Origin of the sequence: Halomonas sp. Mc5H-6, assembly GCF_024124705.1 — a bacterium.
Classification (GTDB): domain Bacteria; phylum Pseudomonadota; class Gammaproteobacteria; order Pseudomonadales; family Halomonadaceae; genus Vreelandella; species Vreelandella subterranea.
Genome location: NZ_JAMXSI010000003.1, coordinates 18,736 through 37,477 on the forward strand (window position 1 = coordinate 18,736; position 18,742 = coordinate 37,477).

The window sequence follows — 18,742 nt, forward strand, 5'->3', positions numbered from 1 at the left end:
CAAGTTCACCCTTACCAGCGAAAAGGCACACCATGACCCAAGATGAACTCAAGGCCGCCGTCGCCGATAAAGCGATCAGCGAAATTGAACCCTGGCTGGAAAAAGACACCGTGCTGGGCATTGGCACCGGCTCGACGGCCAACCTGTTTATCGATCGCTTAAAGCCGCTACGCGATCAGTTCAAAGGGGCCGTGGCAAGCTCTGAGGCCAGTGCCAAGCGCTTGGAGGCATTGGGCATCGAGGTGTTCGAGCTGAATAGCGTTGGAACCCTGCCTTTTTACATCGACGGCGCTGACGAAGTAAATGCTCACTTACAAATGATCAAAGGCGGCGGCGCGGCGCTTACCCGGGAAAAAATCGTTGCCGCCTGCGCCGAGCGTTTCATCTGCATCGCCGACCAATCCAAGTACGTCAGCCAGTTGGGCAATTTCCCGTTACCGATTGAAGTAATCCCCATGGCTCGCTCCTATGTTGCCCGTCAGCTCGTCGGCCTGGGTGCCGAGCCTGTCTATCGGCAAGGCGTGGTTACCGACAACGGCAACCAGATTATCGACTGCTATGAGTTCATGATCGACGATCCGGTCGCCATGGAAGCGACGCTTAACGCCATCGTGGGTGTCGTCACCAACGGCCTTTTTGCCGCCCGGGGAGCCGATATCCTGCTACTGGGCAACCCGGAGGGCGTTGAGCGGATAGCGCTACGCTAGTGACGGAGGCACGAGCTTACCAAGCCCGTCCAGCGTCCGCTTGAGGGCGCCCTGCTGGGCATTGATGACCGCCCGGCCAGCCTGCCCTTTTTGCTGCGCATCGCCGGGGTGGTCGAGATAATCAATCAGCGCCTCGGCGAGGGCGTCGGGGCTATCCACCAGGGCAAGGGCACCGGCGGCTAACAGCGGCTCGGCCACATCACTAAAATTTTCGATCGAGGGCCCGCTAAGCACGGGTCTGCCCAGGGCAGCGGGTTCCAGCACGTTTTGGCCGCCCAGCGGCACCAAACTGCCCCCCACGTAAGCCACACTGCCCGCCGCATAGAGCACCGCCAGTTCTCCCAACGTATCCGCCAGGTAGACCTGCGTCTGCTCCGTTACGGGCTGTTTCTCGCTGCGACGGCTGAATGACCAGCCCTCGTCGCGACACAGGCAGGCAACTTCATCAAACCGCTGGGGATGGCGCGGCGCCAGTATCAAAAGCGCGTTTGGATGGCGTCTACGCAACTGAGCATGCGCCTGGAGTAATAGAGTTTCTTCCCCATCACGGGTGGAACCCGCTACCCATACCGGCATCCCCCACTGACGATGTAAGTACTCACCCTCCCTGAGGGCCTCATCTTGTGAGGGTATTTCAAATTTTAGCGACCCCACCACGCTGGTTACCTCAGCAGGGCATCCCAGCGCCTTAAAGCGCTCGGCATCTTCGGATGACTTGGCCGCCAGCCAGCTCATGTTAGCCAGGGCATTGGCCATCAAGGGTTGCCAACGCCGATAACGCTGATAGGCGCGGGGGGATAAACGACCGTTGACCACCGCGACGGGGACTCCCTGTCGACGGCAGGCATTTAACAGGTTGGGCCACAGTTCGGTTTCAAACAGTAGCGCCATCGCGGGTTTTACCCGACCGATAAAACGCCTGGCCGCACCTGGGTAGTCGAGCGGCAGAAAGCGGTGGGCAAGCCGTCGCTGGTCGCTTTCAGATTGTTCATGGATGAGGGCCTGGGCCTGCTCGGCGCCCGTTGCAGTCATGGTAGTGAGTAGCAGACTGTGTCGGGGATAGCGGGTCAGCAAGCCTTCTATCAGCGGGCGGGCGGCGCGCACCTCACCTACCGAGGCACAGTGCAGCCAGAGGCGTGGCTCGGGGGGCAGCGTGCCAAGGCGCATACCTAAGCGCTGCATGCGGGAGTAAGTGGGTACTTGCTCCCTCCAGATGCGCCACGTGATCAACGGTGATAGGGCATACAGCGCCGCGGAGTAAGCAAGCCGAGACCAGGAAGTGGGTACCGCCATTAGCGTTCGCGATCCAGAATCGAGCTGATCATCGCCGTGGTGGAGACACCATCTTCAAAGCCCAGTACTTTCACCTCACCGCCGTTGGCAATCACCGCTTTACCGCCGACAATATCCTCTGGCCGATAATCGCCGCCTTTGACGAGAATATCCGGCAGTACGGCTTCGATGAGTGCTTGTGGGGTGTCATCGCTAAAGGGAACAACCCAATCCACCGCCCCCAAGCCGGCCAGCACCTGCATACGGCGATGGAGTGGATTGATCGGCCGCGTCGGGCCTTTCAGGCGACCGATGGAGGCATCATCATTGACTGCCACAACCAACCGATCTCCCAACCGTTTTGCCTGTTCAAGATAGGCCACATGACCCGCATGCAAAATATCGAAACAACCATTGGTCATGACCACACGCTCACCCCGCACTTGGGCAGCACGCACGGCCTCAACCAGTTGGGTTGGTTCAATCACGCCGAATTCCGCAAGCTTATCGCCGTGCAGGGCGGTATAAAGCTCGGCGATCGACAACGTGGCCGTACCCGGCTTGGCCACTACCAACCCTGCCCCCAGATTGGCCAGCATCATGGCTTCGGGCAACTCATGATTGGCCGCTATTGCCAGCCCCATCAGGCCAATTACGGTATCGCCAGCGCCCGTCACATCAAAGACTTCCTGGGCACGAGTAGGCAAATGCAGCGGTTCATGCCCTTCCCGAATCAGCGTCATGCCTTTTTCGCTACGCGTGATCAATAGCGCTTCAAGCTCAAGTTCAACCCGCAGCGCCTCGCCACGCTGAGCGAGCTCCGCATCCGTCCTGCATGGGCCGACGATGGCTTCATACTCGGTCAGATTCGGCGTTATCAGGCTGGCGCCACGGTATTTGCTGAAATCGCTGCCTTTGGGATCAATCAGCACCCTTTTACCCTGGGCTCGCGCCGAGGCAATCAGCTGTTCCACCTGGTTCAACGTGCCCTTGCCGTAGTCGGACAGAATCATCACGTCGCAATCGGGCAGCGCCTGCTCCACTTGAGCCAGCAAGTCTGTGGTATCGACACCTTCCAGACGCTCCTCGAAGTCCAGGCGCAGCAACTGTTGGTTGCGACTCATGACTCGAAGCTTGGTAATCGTGGGTATCTCTGCACTACGCTGAAAGTGAGTGCTTACATTGGCAGCAACTAATTGACGCGAAAGCAGCTCAGCATTTTCATCTTCGCCCACCAGTCCTGCCAGGCCGACCTGTGCCCCTAATGCCGCGATATTCAACGCAACGTTCGCTGCCCCACCGGGACGATCATCCGCATCCTCGACGCGCACCACCGGTACAGGCGCTTCCGGCGATATGCGCGAGGTGCCACCGTGCCAATAGCGGTCAAGCATTACATCGCCCACTACAAGAACGCGGGCATGCTCCAAGGCGTTTAAATCAACTTTCATCCGTGGTTCCTGTTGTTGGGCGCGCCGCCGTATGTGTCAGCAGGGCCTCTAACTTGGCGATCACGTCATCGGTTTTGATGAGCCCCATGGCGTCGGCGTGACGAACGCGCTGCCCCCAGCTTACCTCTTCCACCAATTTTTGCTGGTAAGTGTAAAGCGCCTCCGGGTAGGCATTAACGGCAAAATCACGCCATAGATAGGGCGCCGCACGCTGAGGATTGGTCGTCGCGTAAAGCCCGAGTGTCGGGGTCCCCATGGCGTTGGACATATGCGCAGGACCGGTATCCGGCGAAACCACCGCGCGCGCGCCATCAACCAACGCTAAAAGGCCTTTTAACGACGTCTGGCCAATGGCATTGATCACGCTGTCTGGCTGGCAGAGCGCTTCAATTTGCTCTCCAATCTCCCGCTCAAGGGAGCTGCCTCCTCCGGTCAACACGCTTTTCAGACCGTGTTGTACCCACGCATATTCAATGACGCTGGCGTACCCTTCCACCGACCAGTTACGAAAATTGCGAAGCCGCACGTTACTGCATGGATTAACCACCAGATAAGGCGCTTCACCGCTGATCAAGCGCGCTTCATCATAAGCGGCGGAGGGTACCGGCAAATTCCACTCCAGCGGTCCTTCCTCGACACCCATCAAACGCGCGAAATCCATGAAGGATTCCAGCACATGAGGGTTGGTCCTGGGCGCAATATGTAGCTGGGTAAACCGGTGCTGGGCATCTTTGGCCCGCGCCTTGTCATAGCCCACACGCACATTGGCCTTCAGCCCCAGCGATAAAATACTCGCCCGAATGGCTTGCTGCATGTGCAATAGAACGTCAAAACGCGTATCCGCAAGCTCGCGCCATAGGGCGCGCATTCCCTTGAGTCCCGTCGATTTGTCATACACAACAAACTCGACCCCGGACAGGCCGGCCAGTAAACTGTATTCCCCTTTGCCGATGATCCAGGTAATGCGCGCTTGTGGCCACTGGCGCTGCAACGCTCGCACGGTGGGCACAAGGTTGCAGACGTCTCCTAACGCCGAGAGACGAAGAATCGCAATATGGTTAGGTTGAGCAGGCAGAGAGGGCTTCATGCGCTTAGCGGCACTCCGGCAAGGAAATAGTCTGATTTTACATGATGCAGACAGTTTATGTGACGCTGCCATGTCACACCAACCCGATCCCGCTCTGTTCAGCGCTGAATACTGGCGATCCCGCGATTTAGTGGTCGGTGAAGCCCCTGGCCGCGGCAGCAGCCTTTTTTTACAGGCCACCCCTGAAGAGCAATGGGTTTTGCGCCCTTACCGGCGAGGCGGCCTGGTCGCCAAGCTAAGCCAGAAACGCTACTTCTGGCTAGGTGCTGAGCGCACCCGCGGCTTTCGCGAAATGCGCCTCACGGCCAACCTGTTCGAACAGGGTTTACCTGTTCCACGCCCTATCGCCACCTGCGTGGTTCGTCATGGACTCAGCTACGAAGCCGCCTTGATCACTCAGCGCATTACCGGTGCCCAAGCGTTAGCCGAGTTGATCGTCAGCCATCTGGCGGATGAAACGCTCTTGCAACGCGTAGGCGCCATGATTCGACGCTTTCACCGAGCAAAGCTTGACCATGTCGATCTGAACGCCCGCAATATTCTGGTCGATGCCAGCGGCGCGCCATGGCTGATTGATCTGGACCGCTGTCGGTTGCGCCAACCAGGGAAGTGGCAGAACGCCAACCTTGAAAGGCTTGAGAGGTCCATTCACAAGTTTGATTCCACCCTATCGACCTCCCCTATTCTGCAAGGATATCGCGCTACTGGTTGATCAAACGCGGCCGTATTGATCCTCGAAGCGGACAATATCGTCTTCACCCAAGTAGCTGCCGGACTGTACTTCAATCAATTCGAGAGGCAGCTTGCCAGGGTTTTTCAGTGCGTGAATCCGGCCAATGGGGATGTAGGTCGACTCGTTTTCACACACAAGGTAGGTCGCCTCTCCGTTGGTCACTTCTGCTGTGCCGGACACTACTATCCAGTGCTCTGCCCGGTGATGATGCATCTGTACCGAGAGCTTGGCACCCGGATTTACCGTTATGCGTTTAACCTGGTAACGCTGGCCCCTATCCACCGATTCGTACCGCCCCCAGGGACGATAGACAACGCGATGATTGTTGAACTCATCACGCCCTTCAGCCTTGAGTCGCTCGACGATTTTTTTAACGTCTTGCGTCTTGTGCCTGTCAGCGACCAATACAGCATCCTTGGTTTCGATAATGACGAGGTCTTCCAGGCCGATTGCAGCCACCAGGCGACTCTCGGAACGCAGCATGGTATTGCGGGTATCTGTCTGGATAACGTCACCGTGATAGCTGTTACCCGCCTCACACTTATCGCTTAGCTCCCATATCGACGACCAGGCACCCAGGTCACTCCAGCGCGCCGTCAAGGGCACCACTGCGGCGTGCTGCGTTTTCTCCATCACGGCATAATCGACCGAGATATCCTCGCATTGGGCGAAAGCATCCTTACCGATACGCGTGAAATCCAGGTCATACTCCATCTTTGCCATCGCCTGATGGCAGGCATGCAGCATATCGGGGTGGAAGCGCTCAAGTTCCTGCAGGTATCGGCTTGCTCGAAACAGGAACATGCCGCTATTCCATAGATAATCACCACTTTCCAAGTAAATCCTCGCCGTGGCAGCATCTGGCTTTTCGACAAAACGCCGGACACCAAAGCCGGGCCCCAGTGAAGGCCCCTGTTGGATATAGCCATAGCCAGTTTCTGGGCAAGTCGGCACAACGCCGAAGGTAACCAGATAACCGATATCTGCAAGCGACTGCGCTTTCTTGATACTGTCATGGAACTGCGCGATATCCTGAACCTGATGGTCAGCCGCCAACACAAGCAGTAAAGGGTCATCATCGTCTTGCGTCGCGGCAATGGCTGCCAATGCAATCGCAGGTGCCGTATTGCGTCCAAACGGTTCCAGCAGTATATGTCGGTTATCCGACGCGATCTGGCGTAGCTGTTCTGCCACCAGAAACCGGTGTTCCTCATTGCATATGACAATGGGCGCTTGCGTATCAAGCCCGTCAAGACGCCCTAGCGTCTGTTGTAGCATGGTGAGCCCGCCATCCAGTGACAGGAATTGTTTGGGATGCAATTGCCGTGATAATGGCCATAGTCTCGACCCAACACCACCCGCCAGGACAACAGGCAATAATGACATATCAGAATGTTCCTAGGGTTATGAGAGCGTTACAATGTTGATTGCCGGGTCTTGAAAAGGTTCGGGATATCAAGGGTCTTTCTTTTTATGTCAGGCTCAGCCCTGCAGAGGGAGCATACCAAGGATGGGCCGCCTCGATATCAGACGCCTGAATCAGGATACTTTTTTAAAAAAGTCATTCTTCCCTGCCTCAACATGCCATCGTCGAATGTGAGTTACCAGCTCTTCTAAATACTGGATTATGCATACAGACGCCCGAGCCAATCTTATGGGGGCTTGTTTCGTGTAAACTGGTTCTATGGCACGCTAAAGGTCACCACCTGCCACTCCCCGATATCAGCCTGATCACTTGTTTATGTCTTGGTAACTGTTCTCAAGGATATCTTTCACAGCTGTACTGCTATATCCGAGACACAAACTGTACTGATCGAAAACCGGCACCGTGGCCAGCCGCTCCGAATACAGCCCTGTTATGCAACTTCCGCCATACCAAAAGGATTCACCTTCATGAAGGTATTAATTGTCGTTCGTACGTTAAAAATTGGTGGTATGGAGCGAGTAGCGGTCAACCTTGCAGACAGTTTTGGCGAACAGGGGCATGAGAGTCACTTGATGTATTTCAAATCGCGCCCGCCCCAGTTGGAACCAAACAATGAACGCGTCAATGTTCATCATTTCGAGCTTTCACGTGCCATGTGGACATCAGGGATAGGCGGTATCGTCGAGATCGCCGCACGTCTACTTAATAGCGTGTTACGCAAAAGCTATTTTTTATTAGCTGGCTGGTGGGGCGGAAAACTGTTTCAGCGCGAAATAAGCCGCCTGGAGCGCCAACATGGCTCTTTCGATCGGATTATCTTTCGCGGTATTGGTACCTTCGAAGCGGTTTGGTCTTTCCAAGACACCCGCGCCTGTTACGTTCTGGAAAATATCGTCAAGCCAACATTAGGCCACGATGCCTGGCTGGAGCGACTTAAAGCACGCTGCCTGTTTCATAACAAACACCTAATTACCGTCTCTCATGGGGTCGAAGCACAAATTGCGACAACGATGCAGGCGCTAAGGACATCGCCACTATCGTTGAGAACCATAACGAACCCATGCCCTTTAGCGGCTATCCAGCAGGCCATGAAAGATGACTTTCCGGAGCGGCCAACCTCCCCTTATTTACTCAATGTAGCCCGCCTGGTACCGCAGAAGAACCATGACCTACTACTGCGAGCATATGCCAAGATGCAAACCTCTCTCCCGCTCGTAATTGTAGGTGAGGGACCTCTTCGAAAAGAGCTGGAGGCGCTCGCCGTTGAGCTTGGGATTGGTGAGAACGTCACTTTCGCAGGCCCCCAATTAAACCCTTACCCATGGATGCATCATGCCCGTTTATTTATCCTGAGTTCGGCACATGAAGGTCTTGGTATCGTCCTGCTCGAAGCACTGGCCTGCCAAACCCCCGTTGTCTCGGTCGATTGTCCAGGTGGGGTACGTGATATCATGACAGGCGAGTTGGAAGCTTACCTTTGTGAAATGACGCCGGAGGCGTTAGCAGCCCGTGTTGATGGCATTATTGAAGCTGACGGCTACGCTATTGATGAACGTTGGCTGGAACGTTTTTCTCCAGCCCATATTACTTCTGCCTTTTTGCAAGAGATGTCTGTTTCATGATATCGGCTAATATTATTGCCTTTAACGAAGAAGCCAATATTGCGGACTGTATTGCTTCCGCTCGTCAGGTTTGTGATGACGTTGTCGTAGTGGATTCAGGCAGCCAAGATAAAACGGTGTCGATTGCGTCAGAACTGGGTGCCAGAGTGGTACACCAGGCATACCTGGGGGACGGCATTCAGAAAAATATCGCACTTGAACATGTCAAGTATGACTGGGTTCTGAGTCTGGACGCTGATGAACGCCTTACTCCAGAGATGGTCACAGCGATTCGTCAGCTCGACCTTGCGGCAACCGAACACGACGCCTTTGCCTTTCGCCGACGCAACATGATTGGTTCACGCTGGATCCGGGTCTGCGGCTGGTATCCAGATTACTGTATTCGACTCTACAACCATCACCATGCGCGCTTTGCGGATGTCAAACAGCACGCAAAAGTCATCGCCGCCAATCCAAGGCGACTTGATGCCGATATGGTACATCACTCATTTGATAACCTGGGGCAGCTATTTGCCAAACCAGGGCGGAATTTCAGCGGTCGCGCGGCCAAAATCATGTTCCAGAAAGGAAAACGGGCGAACGCTCTCTCACCCTTTGCACATGGCCTGAATGCATTTGTGCGTAAATATGTATTCCAACGCGGCTTTTTGGGCGGGGTTGATGGCATGACCGTTGCAATCAGTGCAGGGCTCAATAGCTATTTGAAGTATGCCAAGCTACTCGAATATCAACGCGACCCCAAGGTGCTTGAAGCGGAAGATTTTAATAAGGTTTGGTGAGCAATGCACATTACTCATGTCAATTTGGCACGCGGATTTCGTGGCGGCGAACGCCAAACTGAGATATTGATCAAGACCTTGGCAGAACAGTCATCCAACGACCTTTCACAAACACTTGTTTGCCGTCACGACTCTCCCATGCGCCAACACCTGCATGGTGTCGAGAAACTCAAGTTTCAGACAGCCGATCATCAGTTGGCAGGGCACTTTCATCTCGGCGACACTCAGCTGATACATGCCCACGACGCAAAAGGCGTTCATTGGGCCTATTTACACTATTGTTTAAAAGGCACACCCTATTTAATTACTCGTCGTGTTGATGCGCCTGTTAAGCGAAAGTGGCTTAACCAGCAAAGTTACTCACATGCATCCGCCAGAGTCGCCCTTTCCCAGGTTATAAAATGCCATCTGGAAGACAGCCAATGGGGTAACGTAACGTTGATACCGAGTGCCTATTCCCGCTTGTCGCCTACTCTTGAGGTCGCCAATCGCTTTCGTGAGGATTTTACGAATAAATTTTTGGTAGGCCACGCAGGCGCCGTGGTTGATCGTCATAAAGGTCAGCGAGTGTTACTGAAAGCTGCGCAGATGCTTGAACATCAAGCGCCGGATATACACTTTATTTTCTTAGGTGATGGTCAAGATGTTGAAGCATTGAAAACAGAGTCGTCATCACTTGGCAATGTCTCCTGGCTGGGATTTAAACGCAATATTGCTGATTATCTGGCTGGCCTGGATGTATTTGCATTTCCGTCACGTAATGAGGGTTTGGGCTCTGTTATTCTGGATGTCATGCAGCTAGGCGTCCCCGTCATCGCCACTGATGTGGGCGGCATACCCGATATCGTCAAGCATGAGCAGACCGGGTTACTGGTCCCCTCCGGTGATGCCGAGTCGCTGGCGAGAGGTATTATTCGGTTACGGGATGACCCAGCTCTTCGTCAACAGTTAGCTCATGGAGCCACTGAGCATTTGGATCAATACAGCCCCCAGTCAATGGCCGCATCTTACTGCCGCCTCTATCAATCAATAGTGAATTAAGATTATGTTTGCGACTGCGAAAGCACATAAAAACCTTCACAAGCTACGCTTTTACGCCCAACATACCTTTCACCGCCTGATTCCCGGGGCTTTTCTTCAGCGTCAACGAAAAACCCTACTTCGTGAGCTGAAGCGCTTTCCAGACAATGAGCAACAAAAAATACTTTATCGTGTTAATTACTGCAACCAACTCGACAGTCGCATTGAGCTTCCCGAGCAGGCCATAAGTTTATCCAGTTTCAAGCGCGAGAAAAGTGGCACTTATTACTTGGATTTACTCAGCGTATTGCGTTATTTCCCGCCTGAACTACGTTTCTGCCATCGCTTTGGTGATGTAACCACCGTACCCGACGTGCCTACTCTGGTGAAAAGCCGCCCCATTAATGACCATAACCAAAATTCTGTTTTACTCAAGTTAAATCGTGTTCGTCATTACTACACAGTGAAAGACCCTCACCGCTATGATGAAAAGCTTGATCTTGTAGTATGGCGTGGCTCTTGTCATCAAGAGCATCGGCGTCAGTTCATTCGAGACTTTTACGATCATCCACTATGTAATGTGGGTGACATTCACAAAAATGCGCTTGGCCAGCCTTGGCATAAACATTTCATGTCGGTCCCGGAACAGCTGAAGTATAAATTTGTACTGAGTATAGAAGGCAAGGATGTTGCAACAAATTTAAAATGGATAATGGCCTCTAACTCACTATGTTTCATGAGACGACCACGCTTTGAAACATGGTTTATGGAAGGTGCGTTACAGCCTGGTTATCACTATGTGCTACTCAAGGATGATTATTCAGACCTTGAAGATAAAATCAACTACTACCGGGAAAACCCCTGCGAGGCAAAAGCGATTATTAGCAATGCCAACCGTTATGTAGATCAATTTATGAATGCAGAAAAAGAACGCTTGATTGGGCTATTGATTATGCAAAAATATTTTGAGCGTACCCATCAATTTTTCTCTGATTAACGCTATTATTAACGTCAATCGATCTTGCTTGAGTTTTTTTCTCACTATTTGTATCAGGTAAATATCATCATTCATCATCGCTTTTTCACTAAACTGAATAACGCTAGGTTAGCCGTCATTGCCATCACTCTGATCGGCCTCACCCTTGGCTATGCGATCACCGTGCTGACTCGCCTGCCCTGGTGGGCACTGTTCCTGTTTGCCGTTGCCTGGGTAGGTATCGGCATAAAGTTACGCTGGGGGCGGCCTCTCAATGCCCGTTACCGCAAAGTATGGCCCTGGTCACTTGCGCCGTTAAGCCTATGGGGTGTTTATATCTACCTGGCAGACAGCTTCGGTAATGTCGACTTGGGGGCTGTTTTTTTCCATCTACAGGCAGGCATGGCTGAACACGGTGGTGCAGGCAAGATGATTACCGCGGTTGTTTATACACTAAGCATGCTTGCCGTATTGGCTTCTGTCACCTGGTTGTCCCGCCATGATCAACGTTGGCGATTAATAGAGCGCTTCCTGGCGGTTGGGTTGCTTGCCAGTAACCCTTTACTTTTCGGCCTGGGTCAGCGCAGCGCGGCGGTGGTGGCCGATAACGCTGATTGGCTGGACCAACGCTATGTAGCGCCCCCCACATCGGATCAGGAAGAAGCCCCTAACTTGCTTGTACTTTATTTGGAAAGCATCGAGCGCACTTATGATGCCACCCAGTTTGGCGATGCTTACGATGACCTTAACCGCCTCGGTGAACGGGGCGTTGTCTTTGAAGGTATCCAGCAGATGGAGAATACGGGCTGGACCATGGCCGGCATGATCGCCAGTCAATGCGGCGTTCCCTTAATGCCAGCGGGACTTCTCCACGACAGCCAGTTCGAGCCATTGAAGAGTGTCGTTCCCGGTATTGATTGCCTGGGCGATATTCTAGCTGCCCAAGGATACCGACTCAGCTACCTGGGTGGGGCCAGTACGGAGTTTGCCGGCAAAGGTTTGTTCTACCGCGGCCATCAGTTTCAAAGCGTTCAAGGTAAGGAAGAGCTCGTACAACGACTCGATGACCCGGACTACGTCAATAGCTGGGGAATCTACGATGACAGCCTATATGACATGACGGTTGATGAAATTCGCCGCCTTGACGAGGCAGATGATGGACCCTGGGGGGTTGTGACCCTGAGCATTTCAGGCCATGCCCCCAACGGATTTCCTGCCCAGCGCTGCCGAGAACGCCAAGGGCCTTTTGATGAGCAAGACATCCTTTACTCAGTTAAGTGTTCGGCCTGGCTGGCACGTGATCTGATTGATCGTCTGGACAATGAAGGGTTACTGGATGACACCGTCGTGGCGATCATGAGTGATCATCTCACCATGCGCGTATCGGTATGGGACGAGCTGACCACGATGGACCGTGAAAACACCTTTATTCTACTGGGTGATCATCTGCCGCCCCAGCGAATTCAGCGAGACGCCACCATGCTGGATGCCTTCCCCACGATTCTTGAGGCTCTCGACTTCACATTGGATAGGCACCGTGCGGGGCTGGGTGTCTCGCTGCTGAGCGATCAAGAAACCCTGGTGGAACGTCACGGCCTGGACACCTTGAACGAGCACTTACGAGAGGAAACCGCCCTGCAGCACCGTCTGTGGGAGGGACTGGCACCCCAGCGTCAGGAACCCAGCCCCTCTTCACAGGAGCAGGTGATTGAAACGCCGGCCGACCGAACCGATGAAGTCGATATCATGCGTTGACGATCACTTTTTCACGCTGCCGGTCGGCCAAAATGGCCTGGTAGACAGATGCTACGTGTAACTTATTCAAGCAGTTAGTATGGCCCAGTGGGCAGGTACGCTCAAAACACGGTGAGCAGGAAAGACCAAGATAATGAATCACCGCATTGTCGGTAAGCGGTGGTGTGTAATCCGGCGAAGAAGAACCATAAAGCGCATGTATCCGCACACCCACCGCGGCCGCCACGTGCATAAGACCCGAATCATTGGTCACGACCTGGCGACAGTCGGCCAGCAGATCCACCGCGTCCGCCAGAGCCGTTTTACCACATAGATTGTGGGCCTGAGGGAGCCCCTTCACAATGGTGTCAGCGCCCTCATGGTCTTTGGGGCCGCCAAACACACGTATCTCATAGCCATCGGCAATGAGCTTTTGGGCTAATTGACGAAAATAGTCGAGTGGCCACTGTTTCGCCGGTCCATATTCAGCCCCCGGCATCATGCCTATCGCCGGGCGGGATGAAAGCATATTGGCCAGGCGCAGATTGACCAGATTGTCCCGGTCAATGGTCAGGCGCGGCTTGGGGATCGCAAAATCCCCTGTGGTTGCCTCATCAAGCGGCAAGCCTAACGAGACAAACCGCTTCACGGTTTGATCCAGTACTTGCTTATCCAGCTTGCGGCGCTCTTTCAAGAGACCATAGCGATGCTCTCCAAGAAAGCCGATACGCTCGGGAATACGTGCCATAAAGGGCACCAATGCAGCTTTCCAGGACCGGGGCAGCACAATCGCCCGATCAAAACGCCCTTTCAGGCGATTGGCAAGTTCGCGGCGACTGGCAAGACCAAATTCGCCGTGGCCTACCGCGAGGGGCAGCACCTCATCCACTTCAGGCATTCGCTCCAGAATGGGCTGTGACCATGCCGGTGCGACCACGCCAATGGTGGCATTGGGATAACGTGCTTTAAGGGTCATGAACAGGCTCTGGGCCATCACCATATCGCCCACCCAGGAAGGCCCGATGACCAGCAGCCGCATCGCGGAATTAGCCATTTAGCCACTCCAGATAGGCCTTGACTCCCTGAGCAACCGTTTTGAACTCGATGTCACAACCGGCTTCCCGCAAATTGCTTATATCGGCGCGGGTATAGCTTTGGTAACGCCCCTTCAGCTCTTCGGGGAAATCGATGTAATCGATTTGTCCTTTGGCGTAGAAATCGATGACTGCTTCACCAATCGCCTTAAACGGCTCCGCGCGGCCAGTACCCAGGTTAAAAATACCCGAGGCACCTGGGTTATCCAGGAACCACAAATTCACATCCACTACATCGCCCACGTACACAAAGTCGCGGCTTTGCATCCCCGCCTCATAGCCATCATAGGCACCAAACAGTTTCAGGGTTTCACCATTGCGGATTTGCAGATGGTGATGATAGGCCACACTGGCCATCTTGCCTTTATGCTGCTCTCTGGGGCCGTACACATTGAAGTAGCGAAACCCCACAACCTGCGTCGTCAGCTCATCCCAACGAGCACGCACGTGTTGGTCAAACAGCAGTTTGGAGTAACCATAGACGTTAAGCGGTTTTTCACACTCGGGCACCTCTTTGAATACCTCGCTGCCGCCATAGGTGGCAGCTGAAGAGGCGTACAAGAAAGGGATTCCCTGCTGCTCGCAGTAATTCAGCAGCACTTTGGAGTACTCGAAGTTATTTTCCATCATGTAGTGACCGTCCCACTCCGTCGTATCGGAGCAGGCCCCCTCGTGGAAAATAGCATCGATCTTGGGTAGATCGACATTCTCGCCCCGCAATACTGCTTTTAACGTGGCGAGGAAATCGTCCTTATCGAGATAATCCGCCAGCGTGCAGTCAGCCAAATTGACAAATTTGGTACCGTCACGCAGATCATCAACAACCATCACATCGTTTCGACCGCGGGCGTTCAGTGCTTTGACCAAGTTGGCCCCGATAAAACCGGCACCGCCTGTTACGACAATCATTTCATTCTCCTTACCAAAAGCGGCTCTGTTGGCTTACGCGCCTATAACCTATCTGCTTGGGATTGTATACTTGACGGCTTATGAATTCATGGCCAACGGTGCTTTCCGCGATGAGTGTCTCGACAAACCAATCGACACCTGATGTGTCGACCTTTCAAGGCTTGATCCTTGCGCTGCAACAGTATTGGGCAGAACAAGGCTGTGTCATTCTCCAGCCGCTCGATATGGAGGTGGGTGCAGGCACTTTTCACCCCGCCACCTTCCTGCGCGCCATTGGGCCGGAGACCTGGAATGCTGCCTATGTCCAGCCGTCTCGCCGCCCTACAGATGGCCGCTACGGCGAAAACCCCAATCGCCTGCAGCATTACTACCAATTTCAGGTTGTCATGAAGCCATCGCCCAGCAACCTCCAGGATCTGTACCTTGGCTCATTGAAACGCCTCGGGCTGGATCCACTGATCCATGACGTGCGCTTCGTTGAGGACAACTGGGAATCCCCCACCCTCGGCGCCTGGGGTCTAGGCTGGGAGGTATGGCTAAATGGCATGGAAGTTACCCAGTTTACCTATTTCCAGCAGGCCGGCGGTATTGAATGTTACCCGGTCACCGGCGAGTTGACCTACGGGCTTGAGCGCATCGCCATGTACCTGCAAAACGTCGACAGCGTCTATGACCTGGTTTGGGCCATTGCCCCTGACGGCAGCGAAGTCAGCTACGGCGACGTTTACCTGCAGAATGAACGCGAGCAATCCGCCTATAACTTCGAACACGCTGACGTTGACCAGTTGTTTGCTAACTTTGACCACCAGGAAAAAGAGTGCAGCAAACTACTGGCAGCCAGGCTCCCTCTGCCCGCTTATGAACAGGTGCTGAAGGCGTCGCATACGTTCAACTTGTTAGACGCGCGTCACGCCATTTCGGTCACCGAGCGCCAACGCTTCATTCTACGCGTTCGGACGATGGCACGGGACGTCGCCACTGCCTATTTTGAGTCGCGCAAGGCGGAAGGTTTCCCCATGGCCCCGGAATCACTGCGCAACGAACTACTCGCCGATCAGGGAGACGCATAATGGCTGTTGACACGCTTCTACTGGAACTGGGCGCTGAAGAGCTTCCGCCGACCGCCCTGGATGCGCTTTCAGATGCCTTCGCGGCTGGGGTAGAAAAAGGCCTGCAGGAAGCCGATATTCCCTTTGAGGGTGTTACGGCTTATGCGACCCCCCGCCGTCTGGCGGTACAGGTCAAAAACCTCGCCGACAAGCAGCCTGACCGTGAAGTCGAGCGCCGTGGCCCCGCCCTGGCAGCCGCCTTCAAAGAAGGTGCGCCCACCAAGGCGGCAGAAGGCTTTGCACGCTCCTGTGGTGTCAGCGTTGATGAGCTGATTCACCTGGAAACCGACAAGGGCACCTGGCTTGGCTTTCGCGAACACCAGCCGGGTGAAAGCGTGCAGGCGCTACTGCCCGATATTCTACGCAAAGCGATCAGTGCGCTGCCGGTGCCCAAGAACATGCGCTGGGGCACCTCGCGGATTGAGTTCTCACGTCCGGTTCATTGGCTTGTGGCCCTTTACGGCAGCGATGTCATCGACGCCGAGGCACTTGGCTTGCAAGCCAGCCGTACCACCTATGGCCATCGCTTCCACGCCCCGGATGCTATCCAGCTCGAGCATGCCGATGCTTATCTTGATGCACTGGAAAACGCCTTTGTGCTCGCCGGCCGTCAACAACGCCGGGAGCGCATCCGCGAGCAGGTGCTGGCAGAGGCCGAAGTACAGGAAGCCCAGGCAGTGATCGACGAAGACCTGTTGGTAGAAGTCAGCGGTCTGGTTGAGTGGCCCGTGGCACTGACCGGCAGCTTTGACGAACGCTTCCTGGAAGTGCCCGCCGAATGTCTGGTCTCCTCCATGAAGGCCAACCAGAAGTACTTCCATCTTCTGGATGAACAGGGCAAGCTCAAGCCACTTTTCATTACCATCTCGAACATCGACAGCGCTGATCCTCAGCAGGTGATTTCAGGTAATGAAAAGGTCATTCGCCCGCGCCTGGCCGATGCGGCGTTTTTCTACGACACCGACCGTAAGCGTACTCTGGCTTCGCGCATCCCCCAGTTGGAAAGCGTGGTCTTTCAGCAGCAACTCGGGACCCTGGCCGACAAGGCACGCCGCAGCAGTGCTATCGCCAGCTATATCGCCGAAAGGATTGGCGGTGACGTCACCCATGCCCAACGCGCCGTTGCGCTTGCCAAGTGTGATCTGGTGACCGAGATGGTACTGGAATTCCCTGAGCTCCAGGGCATCATGGGGCGTTACTATGCCGAGCAGGATGGCGAACCTGCCGACGTCGCCCAGGCCTTGGAAGAACAGTACCTGCCCCGCTTTGCGACCGATGCCATTCCCCACAGTGCGACAGGTAAAGCGCTTGCCCTGGCTGATCGTCTCGACACCCTGGTCGGGATTTTCGGTATTGGCCAGCGCCCGACGGGGGCCAAAGACCCCTTTGCATTGCGTCGCGCCTCTATCGGTGTGCTGAACATCCTGGTGAAAGGCGAGCTCAACCTCGATCTTCGGGAGTTGCTTGGCGTGGCCGCTGAACAGTACCAGGACCTCCCCAAGGCAGAAGGGTTAGTCGATGATGTCCTGACCTACATGCTGGATCGTTTCCGCGCCTGGGGCCAGGAAGAGGGCATCAGCGCCGAAATGTACCTGGCTGTTCGCGCCCGCCCGGTGACCAAGCCGCTCGACTTCGCTCGCCGCCTGCGAGCCGTTAAAGCCTTCGCCCAACGCGAGGAAGCCGCTGCCCTGGCCGCTGCCAATAAGCGTGTTTCAAATATTCTCAGCAAGCAGGAACATGATGGTAGTACCCTGGTCGATCAAAGCCTGCTGCATGAGCCCGCGGAACAAGCGCTGTTCAAGGCGGTAACCAGCAGCCAGCAGCTGGTCACGCCGCTGTTTGCCGCTGGTGATTACCAGCAGGCGCTTGATGCGTTGGCTACCTTGCGTGAGCCGGTGGATAATTTCTTTGATCAGGTAATGGTGATGGCCGATGAAGAATCAACTCGCCGTAATCGTCTTGCGCTGCTTGCCAGCCTTCAGGCACTTTTCCTTGAAGTGGCAGACATCGCCCAATTGCCTCAATAACGCCAACCCGGTAACTGATACGGCTTGAAACACGGAAAGCTCGGCACGCAGGTTGCCGGGTTTTTTTATGCCCACAGCACTGTTTCACGTGAAACATTCGCGCTTTTATTGATCAGCTTTTAATCTGTATCTAAAGCGCAAGCACCACCATCATCCAAGGATACTTATGCAGAATGCTCACCAGTTGGTCATTCTCGATCGCGACGGGGTAATCAACCATGACTCGGACGCCTACATCAAATCATTGAGCGAATGGGTGCCCTTACCCGGCGCTATAGAGGCCATCGCCAAGCTATCCCTCGCGGGTTTCACGGTTGCGATTGCCACTAACCAATCGGGTATTGCCCGTGGTTTTTACGATGAAGCGACGCTGAAAACCATGCACGACCATCTTCAAAGCCTGGTAGCTGCCAAAGGCGGCCAAGTTGCCCATATCGCCTACTGTCCACACGGTCCAGACGATCATTGCGATTGCCGCAAACCGCTACCCGGTCTGCTTGTTGAGATACAAAAAAAGCTAGCGTTTGAAAGCCTGGAGGGTAGCTGGATGGTCGGTGATAGCCTGAGAGATCTTCAGGCAGGTGAAGCGGTTGGCAGTCGCCCGGTACTGGTCAGGACAGGCAAAGGGGAAAAAACGCTCAGCAACAATTTAGGCCTGGAGAAGGCCATAATCTATCGTGACCTGGCCGAATTTGCTGATTGGCTATGCACCCACAAGAAATAATGCCTCGACCATAAAAAACGCTGCCCCTTGTCGGGAGCAGCGTTTTTCATCAATCAGGCCAGCAATAACTGT

Annotated in this window: 16 protein-coding genes; 10 read left to right on the top strand and 6 right to left on the bottom strand. The window is 54.5% G+C overall.

Features of this window, described 5'->3' with window-relative positions; all coding sequences use genetic code 11:
• Positions 1–32 precede the first annotated feature (32 nt).
• The gene (gene rpiA, locus NH395_RS05805; RefSeq protein WP_092825040.1) at positions 33–707 is read left to right on the top strand and encodes a ribose-5-phosphate isomerase RpiA; all 675 of its coding nucleotides are present in this window, start codon (positions 33–35) and stop codon (positions 705–707) included.
• On the opposite strand, the gene waaA is transcribed toward rpiA, so the two are convergent.
• From waaA to NH395_RS05820, 3 genes are read right to left on the bottom strand one after another with little or no spacing between them, the layout of a single operon-like run.
• The gene (gene waaA, locus NH395_RS05810) at positions 699–2,000 is read right to left on the bottom strand and encodes a lipid IV(A) 3-deoxy-D-manno-octulosonic acid transferase (RefSeq protein WP_253023116.1); all 1,302 of its coding nucleotides are present in this window, start codon (positions 1,998–2,000) and stop codon (positions 699–701) included. The two genes, rpiA and waaA, sit on opposite strands and share 9 nt — an antisense overlap.
• On the bottom strand, positions 2,000–3,430 hold the full coding sequence (gene hldE / locus NH395_RS05815) for a bifunctional D-glycero-beta-D-manno-heptose-7-phosphate kinase/D-glycero-beta-D-manno-heptose 1-phosphate adenylyltransferase HldE (protein WP_253023117.1): 1,431 nt from the start codon (positions 3,428–3,430) through the stop codon (positions 2,000–2,002). Before hldE ends, waaA begins: the two co-directional genes overlap by 1 nt.
• Positions 3,420–4,517, bottom strand: coding sequence for a glycosyltransferase family 9 protein (locus tag NH395_RS05820; protein ID WP_253023118.1), 1,098 nt, complete (start codon positions 4,515–4,517; stop codon positions 3,420–3,422). The genes hldE and NH395_RS05820 overlap by 11 nt, the downstream gene beginning before the upstream one ends.
• On the opposite strand from NH395_RS05820, the gene NH395_RS05825 reads away from it, so the two are divergent.
• Positions 4,516–5,229, top strand: coding sequence for a 3-deoxy-D-manno-octulosonic acid kinase (locus NH395_RS05825; RefSeq protein WP_253023119.1), 714 nt, complete (start codon positions 4,516–4,518; stop codon positions 5,227–5,229). The two genes, NH395_RS05820 and NH395_RS05825, sit on opposite strands and share 2 nt — an antisense overlap.
• On the opposite strand, the gene NH395_RS05830 is transcribed toward NH395_RS05825, so the two are convergent.
• On the bottom strand, positions 5,230–6,636 hold the full coding sequence (locus NH395_RS05830; protein WP_253023120.1) for a mannose-1-phosphate guanylyltransferase/mannose-6-phosphate isomerase: 1,407 nt from the start codon (positions 6,634–6,636) through the stop codon (positions 5,230–5,232).
• Between the two features lie 507 nt (positions 6,637–7,143).
• Here NH395_RS05830 and NH395_RS05835 point away from each other — a divergent pair.
• The 5 genes from NH395_RS05835 (at position 7,144) to NH395_RS05855 (ending at position 12,828) form a co-directional block, all read left to right on the top strand.
• Positions 7,144–8,298 (top strand): glycosyltransferase, encoded by a 1,155-nt coding sequence (locus NH395_RS05835; RefSeq protein ID WP_253023122.1) that lies wholly within the window; start codon positions 7,144–7,146, stop codon positions 8,296–8,298.
• Positions 8,295–9,077 carry a glycosyltransferase family 2 protein gene (locus NH395_RS05840; protein WP_253023124.1) on the top strand — a complete coding sequence of 261 codons (783 nt, stop codon included), beginning with the start codon at positions 8,295–8,297 and terminating at the stop codon, positions 9,075–9,077. The genes NH395_RS05835 and NH395_RS05840 overlap by 4 nt, the downstream gene beginning before the upstream one ends.
• 3 nt (positions 9,078–9,080) lie before the next feature.
• Positions 9,081–10,118, top strand: a complete 1,038-nt coding sequence (locus NH395_RS05845) for a glycosyltransferase family 4 protein (protein ID WP_253023126.1) — start codon at positions 9,081–9,083, stop codon at positions 10,116–10,118.
• Between the two features lie 4 nt (positions 10,119–10,122).
• Positions 10,123–11,094: a glycosyltransferase family 90 protein gene (locus NH395_RS05850; protein WP_253023128.1), complete on the top strand. Its 972-nt coding sequence runs from the start codon at positions 10,123–10,125 to the stop codon at positions 11,092–11,094.
• Between the two features lie 123 nt (positions 11,095–11,217).
• Positions 11,218–12,828 (top strand): sulfatase-like hydrolase/transferase, encoded by a 1,611-nt coding sequence (locus NH395_RS05855; RefSeq protein ID WP_253023652.1) that lies wholly within the window; start codon positions 11,218–11,220, stop codon positions 12,826–12,828.
• Here NH395_RS05855 and waaF read toward each other — a convergent pair.
• Both waaF and rfaD read right to left on the bottom strand, forming a co-directional pair.
• Positions 12,818–13,861 carry a lipopolysaccharide heptosyltransferase II gene (gene waaF, locus NH395_RS05860; RefSeq protein ID WP_253023129.1) on the bottom strand — a complete coding sequence of 348 codons (1,044 nt, stop codon included), beginning with the start codon at positions 13,859–13,861 and terminating at the stop codon, positions 12,818–12,820. The two genes, NH395_RS05855 and waaF, sit on opposite strands and share 11 nt — an antisense overlap.
• Positions 13,854–14,810 carry an ADP-glyceromanno-heptose 6-epimerase gene (gene rfaD / locus NH395_RS05865; RefSeq protein WP_253023131.1) on the bottom strand — a complete coding sequence of 319 codons (957 nt, stop codon included), beginning with the start codon at positions 14,808–14,810 and terminating at the stop codon, positions 13,854–13,856. The genes waaF and rfaD overlap by 8 nt, the downstream gene beginning before the upstream one ends.
• A gap of 110 nt (positions 14,811–14,920) precedes the next feature.
• Here rfaD and glyQ point away from each other — a divergent pair, with 110 nt between their 5' ends.
• The 3 genes from glyQ to gmhB all read left to right on the top strand — a co-directional run bounded on the left by glyQ (position 14,921) and on the right by gmhB (position 18,670).
• Positions 14,921–15,880 (top strand): glycine--tRNA ligase subunit alpha, encoded by a 960-nt coding sequence (glyQ, locus tag NH395_RS05870; RefSeq protein ID WP_066315572.1) that lies wholly within the window; start codon positions 14,921–14,923, stop codon positions 15,878–15,880.
• A complete protein-coding gene (glyS, locus tag NH395_RS05875) occupies positions 15,880–17,946 on the top strand; it encodes a glycine--tRNA ligase subunit beta (protein ID WP_253023133.1) in 2,067 nt (688 codons plus the stop codon). The genes glyQ and glyS overlap by 1 nt, the downstream gene beginning before the upstream one ends.
• 166 nt (positions 17,947–18,112) lie before the next feature.
• Positions 18,113–18,670: a D-glycero-beta-D-manno-heptose 1,7-bisphosphate 7-phosphatase gene (gmhB, locus tag NH395_RS05880; RefSeq protein WP_253023135.1), complete on the top strand. Its 558-nt coding sequence runs from the start codon at positions 18,113–18,115 to the stop codon at positions 18,668–18,670.
• The last annotated feature ends 72 nt before the right edge of the window (positions 18,671–18,742 follow it).

What these genes read in the sequence shown, in the direction of transcription:
- rpiA (WP_092825040.1), top strand. Translation starts at nt 33, where the DNA reads ATGACCCAAGATGAACTCAAGGCCGCCGTCGCCGATAAAGCGATCAGC.
- waaA (WP_253023116.1), bottom strand. Translation starts at nt 2,000, where the DNA reads ATGGCGGTACCCACTTCCTGGTCTCGGCTTGCTTACTCCGCGGCGCTG.
- hldE (WP_253023117.1), bottom strand. Translation starts at nt 3,430, where the DNA reads ATGAAAGTTGATTTAAACGCCTTGGAGCATGCCCGCGTTCTTGTAGTG.
- NH395_RS05825 (WP_253023119.1), top strand. Translation starts at nt 4,516, where the DNA reads ATGCGCTTAGCGGCACTCCGGCAAGGAAATAGTCTGATTTTACATGAT.
- NH395_RS05820 (WP_253023118.1), bottom strand. Translation starts at nt 4,517, where the DNA reads ATGAAGCCCTCTCTGCCTGCTCAACCTAACCATATTGCGATTCTTCGT.
- NH395_RS05830 (WP_253023120.1), bottom strand. Translation starts at nt 6,636, where the DNA reads ATGTCATTATTGCCTGTTGTCCTGGCGGGTGGTGTTGGGTCGAGACTA.
- NH395_RS05835 (WP_253023122.1), top strand. Translation starts at nt 7,144, where the DNA reads ATGAAGGTATTAATTGTCGTTCGTACGTTAAAAATTGGTGGTATGGAG.
- NH395_RS05840 (WP_253023124.1), top strand. Translation starts at nt 8,295, where the DNA reads ATGATATCGGCTAATATTATTGCCTTTAACGAAGAAGCCAATATTGCG.
- NH395_RS05845 (WP_253023126.1), top strand. Translation starts at nt 9,081, where the DNA reads ATGCACATTACTCATGTCAATTTGGCACGCGGATTTCGTGGCGGCGAA.
- NH395_RS05850 (WP_253023128.1), top strand. Translation starts at nt 10,123, where the DNA reads ATGTTTGCGACTGCGAAAGCACATAAAAACCTTCACAAGCTACGCTTT.
- waaF (WP_253023129.1), bottom strand. Translation starts at nt 13,861, where the DNA reads ATGGCTAATTCCGCGATGCGGCTGCTGGTCATCGGGCCTTCCTGGGTG.
- rfaD (WP_253023131.1), bottom strand. Translation starts at nt 14,810, where the DNA reads ATGATTGTCGTAACAGGCGGTGCCGGTTTTATCGGGGCCAACTTGGTC.
- glyQ (WP_066315572.1), top strand. Translation starts at nt 14,921, where the DNA reads ATGAGTGTCTCGACAAACCAATCGACACCTGATGTGTCGACCTTTCAA.
- glyS (WP_253023133.1), top strand. Translation starts at nt 15,880, where the DNA reads ATGGCTGTTGACACGCTTCTACTGGAACTGGGCGCTGAAGAGCTTCCG.
- gmhB (WP_253023135.1), top strand. Translation starts at nt 18,113, where the DNA reads ATGCAGAATGCTCACCAGTTGGTCATTCTCGATCGCGACGGGGTAATC.